The sequence below is a fragment of the Nitrospirota bacterium genome (genome assembly GCA_016235245.1).
GTDB lineage: Bacteria > Nitrospirota > Thermodesulfovibrionia > Thermodesulfovibrionales > UBA6898 > UBA6898.
Window position 1 is genome coordinate 20,364 of record JACRLO010000014.1, and the last position, 12,258, is coordinate 32,621.

The window sequence follows — 12,258 nt, forward strand, 5'->3', positions numbered from 1 at the left end:
ACCTGCCGGACCCCGCGGACCGCAGATGCGGGCAATTTATTTTTCGCCTGTGTTATTCTTTTTTATAAGGATAAACCGCGTTTTTGACTGTTCTGTCAGCAGAGGTCTGTTCCGGTTATTAAGAAATTAAGCTATGAATGCTAAGGAGTAAAGTATGTTACATCTAAAACGTCAATTGCCTTACCGGCCCACAGAGCGGATGAATGTGGTGAGCTATCCGATCCGGGACATTGTGATGGAGGCAAAACGCGAAGAGGCCAAGGGCAAGAAGATGATCTACCTCAATATCGGCGACCCCCCCCAATACGGGTTTGAGCCGTTTAAGGTGATAGCGGATAGGGTAAAGAGCTCGCTTGACGAAAACTGGAAGGGCTATGCCCCTTCTGAGGGCGACGAAGAGCTCAGGACCACAGTGGCCAAAATCGAGAAATGCAGGCCTGAAGATGTCTTTGCTGTTGCAGGCCTCACCGAGGGCATAGATTTCTTTTTCCATTCATTTATCGGGTTTGGTGAGAAGGTGCTCCTTCCCAATCCGGTATATCCGCTTTATTTGAGCAAGGCCAAACAGTTCGAGGGTGAGAGCGTCTTTTACCGGCACGATTCTGACGGCCAGATTGATGTGGCATATCTGGCAAAGAAGATCGAGGGCGCCAAGGCGATGGTGATCATCAACCCCAACAATCCCCTGGGCTCGGTCTATTCTGAAAAGAACCTTGCCGAGGTTGTTGCGCTCTGCGCTGAATACGACGTGCCAATATTTTATGATGGGTCATACGATCAGCTTATCCTTGAAGGCAAGATCGTGGACTTCAGAAAAATAGCCAGAAACAAGATACCGTTCATATATGGAAGCTCGCTTTCGAAAGATTTTTGCTACACCGGAGCGCGGATAGGATGGGTAACGTTTCATGGAGACAAATGGTCAGAGGTGAAGAATGCATTTTTCCTCCTCTGCAACCAGCGCCTGTCTGTAAATTGGGAATACCAGAAGGCAGCAGCCGCAGCCCTTGTCGATCCCTCTTACCCGGCCTATATTGCTGATATGAAGAAGAGACTGCTTGAGAGACGGGACACCTTTATAAAGATGGCAAAGAAGATGCCGCTTTCGTTTCCGGTCCCTATGGGTGCCTTCTATGCGTTTATGAAGATTGAGACGCCGAAATGGCGGAAGGATATCGAGTTCGTGCGCGCTGCTCTGAAGGAAGGTGTTGTCTTCGTGCCTGGCTCGGGGTTTGGCAGGCAGGAAGACGGTGTCTATTTCAGGACAACATTTCTGCCGGAACCGAAGATCATCGAAGAGGCATTCAGCAAGATCAAGAAACTGCTGTAATAAGTATTTTGCCTGAGTTCAGAAGGGGCTGAAGAGAATATCTTCAGCCCCTTCTTGTTTGTGATAGAAAGCTTGACATGGAGAGGCGAATCCGCTGAAAAGCCCTGCAATGCGACATGATTCCACTCCGTGAACGTCAGATGGGTAGGTGAATGTGAGGCTTATCGCATGTAATAGCCAGGAGGATAGGGTGCATATTCGTCACGATCCCACAAGCGGTTTTTGGGCTCAGGTCTGCACGGGATAATGCCTTTTTTGCAGAGTTCCTCACGCCATTCGTATTTGACAAGAAACTTTTCAACAGGAATACTCTCCGGTTCAAACTCGACCTTCACGACCGGTGAATACTGCTCATTGCCGAAGCCTGTGCCTGCCTCGTCCCTTGCTGCCCTTTTTGCCTCACTCCTTGCCGCAGAAGGCGCAGCAGGTGCTCCCTGAGCCTTGCCAAGTGACCTTTCCTGCTCATAGAGCACAGCAGGCCTCTGCTTTTCGCGGTACACCGCAACAGCAATTACGCCCATGGCAGAAGTATCGCTGAAGGTCCTGACAGAATAGGAATCAGCGCTGCTGGTGAAATAGAACCTGTTTACCTTGTCGTCACTTGTCCTCCAGCCTTCAAGTCGTGCCTGTCCGTATGGTTCGACTATATACATCATCTCGCTGCTGCCCAGATATGACTTCTTGCCGGTTATGATGTTTCTGCCGTCAACGGCGACTACGACCCCGATCCTTTCTGATAAGTGATTTCTGATCCGGATATTGTAGTTCTCTCCTTTCCGTGCTTCGAGATACTGTTTGAATACATAGGTGCCGCCGGTGCTGAATTCCTTGTGCGGTATGAGCTGAAACACATTACCCCTGTCTGAGACAACCTCCACATCTACGTTTCTGCCCCGTGATGCAAATACCGGCACTGCCATTAATACCATAACGATCCCCAGGATTACTGCCTTTACCGTTTTCATGTCCTTCTCCTTTTTGTGATGGTCTTTGATGCGTTAGACAGAAGGGGAGAGAAAAAAGTTCCCGTAACGGACAGATGCGCTGTCAATGCAGGCATGGTTAAGAGAATGCACATATATGCAGAAAAAGCGTCTTCCTGTTGTCGGGACGAATAGTTTTCATTATCTTTTCGATATTGTTAAAATAGAAACCCTCATTCTCTCTGTCTGAAAGTGCAACGAACCAGTTGCTGAGGCGAGAGTATGAAAAATAATCGAAGAGGTAATAATTCATGATCGAACGATATACACGAAAAGAGATGGGAAAGCTCTGGGAGCCTGAAAACAGGTTCCAGAAATGGCTCGATGTCGAGATCGCGGCCTGTGAAGCCTGGGCCGAGCTCGGCAAGATCCCGAAGGCTGCACTTGCGGTGATAAAGAAGAACGCCGGTTTTGATGTCAGACGCATTGACGAAATAGAGGCAGTGGTGAAGCATGACGTGATCGCGTTTCTCACCTCGGTTGCTGAGAAGGTCGGACCTGAATCCCGGTATGTGCATAAAGGGCTCACCTCTTCTGATATTGTGGACACTGCACAGTCCCTGCTGATGAAAGAAGCTGCGGGCATTATTATCAAGGACCTCAAGGTCCTCATTGCAGTGTTAAAGGAGCAGGCATTTAAATATAAAAACACGGTCTGTATCGGCAGAAGCCATGGCGTGCATGCAGAGCCGATGACCTTTGGCCTGAAATTCACCCTTTGGTATGAAGAGGCGAAAAGGAACCTTGAGAGGATGGAGCGGGCGCGGAAGGTTATCAGTATCGGCAAGTTTTCCGGAGCTGTGGGGACCTTCTCAAACATTCCTGTTGCGATCGAAGAAAAGGTCTGCGCCAGGCTTGGTCTGAAGCCCGAGCCGATTGCGACCCAGGTGGTGCAGAGGGACAGGCATGCTGAATATCTCTCGACCCTTGCGATCATCGCGGCATCCATAGAGAAAATCGTCGTGGAGATCAGACATCTCCAGAGAACAGAAGTGCTTGAGGCAGAGGAGCCTTTTGCAAAAGGCCAGAAAGGGTCATCTGCAATGCCGCATAAGCGCAATCCGGTCGGCTGCGAGAACCTCTCAGGCCTCGCGCGCGTGGTGCGGACTAACGCACTTGCCGCAATGGAAAACGTTGCCCTCTGGCATGAACGGGATATATCACATTCCTCGGTCGAGCGCGTGATCATACCAGACAGTACGATCCTTGTTGACTATATGCTCCACAGACTGACCGGCATCCTGTCAGATCTTCAGGTATATCCTGAACGGATGATGGAGAACCTAAACAGGAGCTACGGCCTGTACAACTCCCAAAATATGCTGATCAGTCTCACGGAAAAGGGCATGACGCGTGAGGATGCATACGCACTGGTGCAGAAGAATGCGATGATGAGCTGGAAGACCAGAAAACAGTTCAAGGCACTACTGGCAAAGGACAAAGAAGTAAAGAAACACCTCTCGTCAAAAGAGCTGAATGACATTTTCGATCTGAAAAACTATTTCAGGAATATTGATTATATTTTTAAGCGCGTATTCGGCAAGGCCTGAGAAGAAAATACATGCCCCTGATATATCGATACAAAACACCTGCTGTTTCTGAAGCAAAGAAGAAAGACCTTCTTGCCCGGGCAAAAAAGGCGATCTCCGGCTCCATCCGGAACATCGAAACAGAGTTCTGTTTTTATATCGATGCCTCAGCACCTCTTACGGCGGATGAGTCGGAACTTCTGCGCTGGCTTTTGAGCGAGACCTTCGAGCCTGACCAGTATTCTGAAGTCAGCTTTTTAACTAATCTCCAATCCTCAGCCCCCAATAGCTGCCTTATCGAGATCGGCCCCCGCATGAACTTTACGACTGCCTGGTCGGCCAATGCTGTTGCCGTATGTCATTCCTGCGGCCTTAATAAGATAACGAGAATGGAGCGGTCCCGCTGCTACTGGATTGAATCAGCAAAGAAATTGGATGCTGCACGCATTGCGAAATTCGCTGAAAGCCTCCATGACCGTATGACAGAGTGTATGTATCCCGAGCAGCTCAAAACTTTTGAAACAGGCATAAGGCCTGAGCCGGTCATATCGATCCCCCTGATAGAGGAAGGCAGGGCAGCGCTTGAGAAGATCAACCGGGAGATGGGGCTGGGCCTCGATGACTGGGACATTGACTATTACTACAATCTCTTTGTGAAGGATATAGGCAGAAACCCGACCAATGTGGAATGCTTTGATCTGAGCCAGTCCAACAGCGAACACTCGCGCCACTGGTTCTTCAGGGGCAGGCTTGTGGTTGACGGCAATGAAGTGCCGGGCAACCTCATGAAGATCATCAAACAGACCCTTGATGCGCGTCCGGGCAATAGTGTCATAGCATTCAAGGACAACTCAAGTGCGATCAGAGGCTATGCGATTGAGACGATAATCCCTGAAAAGCCGGGAAATGTATCCCGATTCAAAAAGGTGAAGCGTGACTATAACATTATTTTTACGGCAGAGACGCATAATTTCCCCAGCGGCGTAGCCCCTTTTCCGGGGGCTGAAACAGGGACTGGCGGCAGGATCAGGGACGTGCAGGCAACAGGGACCGGCTCCCTGTTTATTGCAGGAACTGCTGCCTACTGTGTCGGAAACCTGAACATCCCCGGATATGCGCTGCCGTGGGAAGACAGCTCCTTTGCATACCCGTCAAACCTTGCCAGCCCTCTGGCGATCGAGATCCAGGCGAGCGATGGTGCATCAGACTACGGCAATAAGTTTGGCGAGCCTATGATCCAGGGGTTTACCCGTTCACTCGGCATGAGGCTGCCTGACCATGAGCGGAGAGAATGGCTCAAACCGATCATGTTCACTGCCGGGGTCGGCCAGATGGATGCGAGACATTCGGAAAAGAACGAGCCTGCAAAAGGCATGTTCGTTACCAAGGTGGGCGGACCTGCCTATCGAATCGGCATGGGCGGCGGCGCAGCTTCAAGCATGATCCAGGGACAGAATGTTGCTGAACTTGATTTCAATGCGGTGCAGCGCGGCGATGCCGAGATGGAACAGAAGATGAACAGGGTGATCCGGGCATGTGTTGAGCTTGGCGACCGTAACCCGATCGTGTCCATCCATGACCAGGGCGCAGGTGGAAACTGCAATGTGGTGAAGGAGATCATCTATCCTGCAGGTGCGAAGATAGAGATCAGAAAGGTGCAGCTCGGCGACAATACGCTTTCGGTGCTCGAAATATGGGGCGCGGAGTATCAGGAGCAGAACGCCCTGCTTATCAGCCCTGAGCGGTCAGAGGAGTTTCTCAGCCTCTGCAGAAGGGAGAAGGTCCCCTGTGCATTTATCGGTGAGATATCGGGCGACGGATATATTGTGCTTCACGACGAGACAGACGGCAGCACGCCGGTCAACCTGCACCTCGAAAAGATCTTGGGCAGCATGCCCCAAAAAACGTTTGTCCTCGACCGGATAAAGCGGGAAAGAGTGCCTCTTGCACTGCCTGAAGGGCTTACGGTGAGAGATGCCCTTGACCGTGTGCTCAGGCTTATTTCGGTCGGTTCCAAGAGATTCCTCGCCAGTAAGGTCGACCGGTCAGTTACCGGGCTGATCGCACAGCAGCAGTGCGTCGGTCCTCTCCAGCTTACCGTATCGGATGTTGCAGTCATTGCGCAGAGCCATTTTGGAACGACTGGTGCTGCCATCTCGATCGGCGAGCAGCCGCTGAAAGGCCTCATCGATCCTGCTGCCATGGCAAGGATGTCTGTGGCAGAAGCTGTTACGAATATTATGTGGGCAAAGATAAGCAGCCTTGAGGACATCAAATGCTCTGGCAACTGGATGTGGGCGCCCAAGCTTCCGGGGGAGGGCGCTGATCTGTATGACGCGGCAATTGCGATGCGGGATATCATGATAGGCCTCGGCATTGCAATCGACGGCGGCAAGGACAGCCTCTCCATGGCAGCAAAGGTCACGAATGCTGACGGCACGACCGAGATCGTCAAGTCACCCGGGACGCTGGTCATCTCTGCGTACGCGACCTGTCAGGACATTCAAAAGATCGTAACCCCTGACATAAAGCAGCCGGGCAAGAGCAGGCTCATCTTTATTGATATGAGCAATGGCAGGCACAGGACCGGCGGATCAGCTCTTGCGCAGTGCTATGGCCAGGTCGGCAATGAGTCGCCTGACGTTGATGACGTTGCCATGTTGAAGAACGGTTTTGCTGCGATCCAGGAATGTATCGATAAAGGACTGATATTGTCAGGCCATGACCGGAGCGACGGCGGTCTTGCTGCCACGCTTCTTGAAATGGCCTTTGCAGGCAATTGTGGGATAGAGATAAAAATGACTTCACCTGATGGAGGAGGGGATGCCCTGTCAGTGCTCTTTGCTGAAGAACTCGGCATAGTGATCGAATATCAGCCGAAGCATATGAGGAAGATCAGGAAGATTCTTGAAGAAAAGAACGTCTCGTATCAGCAGATAGGCAGGACAACGCGGAAAAAAGAGATCAGCATCTCGATTGATGGAGAATCCGTGCTGCTTGAAGATATGAGAAGGCTCAGGGGTGTCTGGGAGGAGACGAGTTATCAGTTAGACAGGCTCCAGAGAAATCCTGCATCTGCATGGCAGGAGAAGGAGACTGTCTATAACAGGAAGGGGCAGACGTTCAGTCTTTCTTTTGTTCCAGAGGATACTGCTCAGGAGATTCTGGAACGAAACGGCAAGCCCAAAGTTGCTATTATCCGCGACGAGGGCAGCAACGGAGACCGGGAGATGACCTCAGCCTTTTTCCAGGCAGGGTTCGAGACCTGGGATGTTACCATGACCGATTTTCTTGAGCAGAAGGTGAGCCTTGAGAATTTCAGAGGCGTGGTCTTTGTCGGCGGGTTCAGTTATGCGGACGTGCTCGATTCTGCAAAGGGATGGGCAGGCGTCATACGCTTCAATAAGGAGATCTATCAGCAGTTTCAGACCTTCTATAACAGGCCTGATACCTTCAGCCTCGGCGTATGCAATGGATGCCAGCTTTCGGCACTCCTTGGCTGGGTGCCGTGGCAGGGCATAGATAACGAGAAGCAGCCGCGCTTTATCCATAATACCTCCGGCAGGTTTGAATCACGCTTCTCATCCCTGAAGATACTGGAAAGTCCGTCAATCATGCTGAAGGGCATGGAGAACTCTGTGCTTGGCGTCTGGGTTGCTCATGGCGAAGGTCATGCTTATTTCCCGGACAGTTCAATAAAAGAGCGGGTCCTTCGCGAAGGCCTCGCGCCTGCGCGCTATGCCGATGATAACGGCAACCCTACCGAGGTCTATCCCTTTAACCCCAACGGCTCTCCTGAAGGCATTGCAGCGCTCTGTTCGCCAGACGGCAGACATCTTGCCATCATGCCGCACCCGGAGCGTGTATTTCTGAAATGGCAGTGGGCATATATGCCTGAGCAGTGGAAAAGGGAACTTGATGCATCGCCGTGGCTCAGGATGTTCCAGAATGCCAGAAACTGGTGCGAACGGCCCTGATCAGCATTGCTTTGACCTGGTTGTGCATCAAGACAGCGGGTGATAAATTTACGCTGCTTCAGACATAAGTTATTATTATAAAAAAATAAGCGGCAGCTTGACAGATCACGCATTGTCATGGTATCAAATAGTGTTTTTTGTTCTCCCAAAATCCCAAGGAGGAAATCTTCATAATGGGCACAGCAACGTTTAAAGGCGGGATACATCCGCCTGACAAGAAGGAATTGGCTGCCAACTCACCTATCATTGATGCAAAAGCCCCCAAGATCGTGGTCATTCCTCTCAGCCAGCATATCGGCGCACCCTGTAACGCTGTCGTATCAATCGGGCAGGAAGTGAAGAAAGGAGAGGTTGTGGGAGAAGCGTCAGCCTTTGTCTCATCGCCTGTTCATGCTTCGGTTTCCGGCAAGGTGGTTGCGATCGGCGAGTTCCCCAATGCCATGGGCAGGATGATCAATTCTATTGTTATAGAGAATGACAACAAAGAAGAATGGGCAGTGCTCAGGGACAACCCTGATTATATGAGTCTTTCGGCGGATGAGCTCAAGGACAAGGTTAAAGCAGCAGGCATTGTCGGCATGGGCGGCGCAGCCTTTCCGACTGTCGTTAAATTATCACCGCCCAAGGAAAAGACCATTGATGCGATCCTTCTGAACGGCGCAGAGTGCGAGCCGTATCTTACGGCAGACTACCGGCTCATGCTCGAAAAGCCCCGGGAGATCATCGAGGGCCTCAAGATCACGATGAGGATCCGCGGTGTGCAGAAGGGATATATAGGGATTGAGGACAACAAGCCTGAGGCAATAGCAAAGATGAAGGAAGCTGCCGCAGGAGAATCGGACATCAGCATCATTACCTGCGAGGTGAAATATCCGCAGGGTGCCGAGAAGATGCTTATTAAGGCAGCGTTGGGTCGAGAAGTCCCCCCCAGGGCGCTCCCCATGGATGTCGGCGTTGTTGTCCAGAATGTGGGCACAGCGCTTGCGATCTATGAGGCGGCGCGGTTCGGCAAGCCCCTGATCGAAAGGGTCGTGACCGTGACCGGGGAAGGCATAAAACAGCCGAAGAACCTTATGGCCAGGATCGGTTCAAAGGTCGGCGATCTGATCGAAGAATGCGGCGGATTGAAAAACGGCGTTGCAAAGGTCATCTCAGGCGGCCCGATGATGGGATTTGCCCTTTCTTCCCTCGATGTTGCTGTTACAAAGGGCACGTCCGGTATTCTGGTCATTCCGGATGAGATCGTTACGCATACCGAGGAGTTCGGTCCTTGTATCCGTTGCGGCAGGTGCATCGACATCTGCCCTATGGGCCTGATGCCCTCCATGCTGAGCGTGCTCTCGGAAAAAGGGTTTTACGAAGATGCAAAGGAATATAATCTGTTCGACTGTTTTGAGTGCGGCTCCTGCGCGTATGTATGCCCGTCAAAGAGGCCGATCGTTCAGCTCGTAAGATTAGCGAAATCCATGGTAAAGCCGTAAGGAGATATAGATGGAGGCAACGAAAAAAGAACAATTGATCGTATCGGTAAGTCCCCATGTGAGGAGCGACGAGACCACAAGCCGCATCATGTGGACCGTGAGTATTGCGCTCATGCCTGCCATGCTCGCGGGCGTTTATTTCTTCGGTCTCAAGGGGATCTTCGTCACCGCACTCTGCATTATCAGCTGTATGATATCCGAGCAGTGGTATCTGAAGATGGTCGGCAAAAAGTCGGTCGTAAGCGACGGCAGCGCCTTTCTTACGGGACTGCTCCTTGGCATGAACATGCCGGCGTCTCTCTGGTCATTTTCGCCTTTTACCCTACATGTGCCGGTCATCGCTTCGTTTGTTGCGATCGTCATAACCAAGCAGCTCTTTGGCGGACTTGGCTTCAATGTCTTCAATCCTGCTCTGATCGGAAGGGCGTTTGCCCTCATATCCTGGCCAAAGGCAATGACCATCTGGAACGAACCGGCTGCCGCTTTTTTTGCCATGGACGCAAAAACGACGGCGACCCCGCTGGGCGTATTAAAGGAAGAAGGAATAACCAAGCTGATCGAGGTGTTCGGTGACAAGATGAATCTGTATATGCATCTGCTGACCGGCAACAGGGCAGGCTCGATCGGCGAGGTGTCAGCCATTGCCATCCTGATCGGCGGCCTTTTTCTCCTGTACAAGAAATATATAACCTGGCATATTCCTGTGTCATTCCTTGGTACGGTGGCAGTAATGGCATATGTGTTTGGCGGCAAGGACCCTGCAACCGGCAAGATGATCCTGATGGCCGGCGATCCGATCATTCATCTTTTGAGCGGAGGTCTGATGTTAGGTGCCTGGTTCATGGCAACCGACTATGTCACTTCGCCGTCTGTCAGAAATGGCCAGATTCTCTTCGGTATCGGCTGCGGTTTCCTTACCATGCTCATCCGGCTTAAAGGCGGGTTTCCCGAAGGCGTCATGTTCGCGATACTTATCATGAACTGCTTTGCTCCCCTGATCGACCGCAGCTTCCAGTCAAAGGTCTTCGGTGCCGTGAAGCAGGTAACGGCAAAGGAGAGCAAATAATGACCGGCAAGGACATTTTCAAGATAACCTTAAACCTCGTCATCGTCTATCTTATCGGCGGCTTTATTCTTGCATTTGTCTACGCAAATGCTTCGCCGAAGATCTTTCAGAATAATGAAAAGGCTGAGCAGGATGCGCTGAAGCTCCTGATCCCCGGAGCTGACTTTAAGAAGCTCGGGGACTGGACGATCCACGATAAGCATGCCAAATACTTTGAAGCCAAAAAAGGCGGCGAAACCGTCGGGTATGTTATCCAGTCTTTTGGTAAAGGATATTCAAGCTACATAAATACCTTTGTTGCGGTGGACAAGGATTTCAAGGTCCAGAAGATCAATATCCTCGGTCACGGTGAGACGCCGGGACTGGGCGATGAGATCGAGACCGATTCTTTCAAGGCGCAGTTTGCGGGCAAGGACATTGAACATCTGAAAGTAATGAAAACAGAGACCACGGAATATATCCAGGCCATCTCGGGGGCAACGATCTCGACCCGTGCCGTTTCTGAAGACGCGGTAAAGAATGGTGTAGCTTTTCTCATAAAGACGATCAGGGAAGGAGGCAATACGGATGTCCAGCACCAGCACAATTAATCTCAAAGAGCTGTTTCTTAACGGGATCGTTAAAGAGAATACGATCTTCAAACTCGCGCTGAGCCTATGCCCTTCGATTGCGGTTACGAACAATTTAAAGAACGGGATATTTATGGGACTGGCAGTACTGTTTGTCCAGACGATGGTGAACCTTACCATCTCCCTGATGAGAAAAGTCATACAGCCGAAGGTACGATTACCGATCTTTATGCTCGTTATCTCAGGGTGGGTCACGATAACCCAGATGTTGATGGCTGCTTTTGTGCCGGATGTCTATGCCAAGGTAGGTCTCTATGTTGCCCTGATCGTTGCTTTTGCATCGATCCTGGCAAGGGCAGAGATGTTCGCGTCCAAAAACAGCATTGTACCCTCCATGGTTGACGGTCTTGGCATGGGTGTCGGATTTTTATTTGCTCTTACGGTGATCAGCTTCTTCAGAGAACTGGTCGGCAAAGGGTCATTGACTGTTCCCACGGGACTCTCGACCCAGCATGTTTTTACGTTTATCAATACAAAGCCTGTTCTGATCATGGTTCTGCCTGCAGGCGGCTTCCTTGCGGTCGGAATACTCATGGCCCTCTTCAACTGGATCGATATCCGGTACATGAAGAAGGGCGCGGTTTCGCATTAGAAGGAGATAACAATGGAAAGCGAATTCATTAAATATTTTGAACTAATCGTTTCGGCATCGCTCATTAATAATTTCGTTTTTACGCGGTTCCTCGGCCTCTGCATCTTTTTCGGCGTGTCGAAAAAGATGGAGACAGCGGTCGGCATGAGCATTACCTTTACCGCGGTCATGATGATCAGTGCGGCAGTCAGCTGGGTTGTGTACACCAAGGTGATGGTGCCTCTTGAAATCGCATATCTGGAGATTATAGTCTTTATCGGGATCATCGCCGGCCTTGTCCAGGCATCTGATACGATCATGAGGAAAGTATCTCCCGGTCTATACTACAAGTTGGGGATTTACCTTGCGCTAATCTCGACGAACTGTATCATTCTTGCTGTTCCGCTTGTGAATGCCGGAGAGAAATATACCTTTATTCAGAGCCTTGCCTTTGGACTTGGCTCAGGATTGGGCTTTGCGCTTGCCTTGATCATTATGGCAAGCATCCGCGAAAAGCTTGAGCTTGCCGATGTACCCGTTGCCTTCAAGGGTCTGCCGATGGCATTTGTGATCACCGGCCTGATAGCCCTTGCATTTACCGGATTTTCAGGTCTCATTACGCTGTAAATTTATTGTGCCAGTGTCAGTTATTAGCGGCAGTTTTTCTGACACAGACACTTGTTACTGACACT

At 50.9% G+C, this 12,258-nt stretch carries 9 protein-coding genes; 8 read left to right on the forward strand and 1 reads right to left on the reverse strand.

Features of this window, described 5'->3' with window-relative positions; translation table 11 throughout:
- Window positions 1-154 precede the first annotated feature (154 nt).
- Window positions 155-1,330 (forward strand): aminotransferase class I/II-fold pyridoxal phosphate-dependent enzyme, encoded by a 1,176-nt coding sequence (locus tag HZB31_07380; protein ID MBI5847752.1) that lies wholly within the window; start codon window positions 155-157, stop codon window positions 1,328-1,330.
- Window positions 1,331-1,491: 161 nt separating this feature from the next.
- On the opposite strand, the gene HZB31_07385 is transcribed toward HZB31_07380, so the two are convergent.
- On the reverse strand, window positions 1,492-2,295 hold the full coding sequence (locus HZB31_07385; GenBank protein ID MBI5847753.1) for a hypothetical protein: 804 nt from the start codon (window positions 2,293-2,295) through the stop codon (window positions 1,492-1,494).
- Between the two features lie 269 nt (window positions 2,296-2,564).
- On the opposite strand from HZB31_07385, the gene HZB31_07390 reads away from it, so the two are divergent.
- From HZB31_07390 to HZB31_07420, 7 genes are all read left to right on the forward strand, one after another.
- A complete protein-coding gene (locus tag HZB31_07390; protein ID MBI5847754.1) occupies window positions 2,565-3,863 on the forward strand; it encodes an adenylosuccinate lyase in 1,299 nt (432 codons plus the stop codon).
- Window positions 3,864-3,874: 11 nt separating this feature from the next.
- Window positions 3,875-7,819 (forward strand): phosphoribosylformylglycinamidine synthase, encoded by a 3,945-nt coding sequence (purL, locus tag HZB31_07395; GenBank protein ID MBI5847755.1) that lies wholly within the window; start codon window positions 3,875-3,877, stop codon window positions 7,817-7,819.
- 173 nt (window positions 7,820-7,992) lie between these two features.
- Complete coding sequence (rsxC, locus tag HZB31_07400) at window positions 7,993-9,300, forward strand: electron transport complex subunit RsxC (protein MBI5847756.1); 1,308 nt, start codon at window positions 7,993-7,995, stop codon at window positions 9,298-9,300.
- Window positions 9,301-9,310: 10 nt separating this feature from the next.
- The gene (locus HZB31_07405) at window positions 9,311-10,366 is read left to right on the forward strand and encodes an RnfABCDGE type electron transport complex subunit D (GenBank protein MBI5847757.1); all 1,056 of its coding nucleotides are present in this window, start codon (window positions 9,311-9,313) and stop codon (window positions 10,364-10,366) included.
- On the forward strand, window positions 10,366-10,956 hold the full coding sequence (locus tag HZB31_07410) for an RnfABCDGE type electron transport complex subunit G (GenBank protein MBI5847758.1): 591 nt from the start codon (window positions 10,366-10,368) through the stop codon (window positions 10,954-10,956). The genes HZB31_07405 and HZB31_07410 overlap by 1 nt, the downstream gene beginning before the upstream one ends.
- A complete protein-coding gene (gene rsxE, locus HZB31_07415; GenBank protein ID MBI5847759.1) occupies window positions 10,952-11,587 on the forward strand; it encodes an electron transport complex subunit RsxE in 636 nt (211 codons plus the stop codon). The genes HZB31_07410 and rsxE overlap by 5 nt, the downstream gene beginning before the upstream one ends.
- Window positions 11,588-11,599: 12 nt before the next feature.
- Window positions 11,600-12,193, forward strand: a complete 594-nt coding sequence (locus HZB31_07420; GenBank protein MBI5847760.1) for an electron transport complex subunit RsxA — start codon at window positions 11,600-11,602, stop codon at window positions 12,191-12,193.
- Window positions 12,194-12,258: the final 65 nt, after the last annotated feature.

Excerpts from the sequence above, each read along its gene's own strand:
- rsxC (MBI5847756.1), top strand. The coding sequence starts at position 7,993 with ATGGGCACAGCAACGTTTAAAGGCGGGATACATCCGCCTGACAAGAAG.
- HZB31_07385 (MBI5847753.1), bottom strand. The coding sequence starts at position 2,295 with ATGAAAACGGTAAAGGCAGTAATCCTGGGGATCGTTATGGTATTAATG.
- HZB31_07390 (MBI5847754.1), top strand. The coding sequence starts at position 2,565 with ATGATCGAACGATATACACGAAAAGAGATGGGAAAGCTCTGGGAGCCT.
- HZB31_07380 (MBI5847752.1), top strand. The coding sequence starts at position 155 with ATGTTACATCTAAAACGTCAATTGCCTTACCGGCCCACAGAGCGGATG.
- HZB31_07405 (MBI5847757.1), top strand. The coding sequence starts at position 9,311 with ATGGAGGCAACGAAAAAAGAACAATTGATCGTATCGGTAAGTCCCCAT.
- HZB31_07420 (MBI5847760.1), top strand. The coding sequence starts at position 11,600 with ATGGAAAGCGAATTCATTAAATATTTTGAACTAATCGTTTCGGCATCG.
- HZB31_07410 (MBI5847758.1), top strand. The coding sequence starts at position 10,366 with ATGACCGGCAAGGACATTTTCAAGATAACCTTAAACCTCGTCATCGTC.
- purL (MBI5847755.1), top strand. The coding sequence starts at position 3,875 with ATGCCCCTGATATATCGATACAAAACACCTGCTGTTTCTGAAGCAAAG.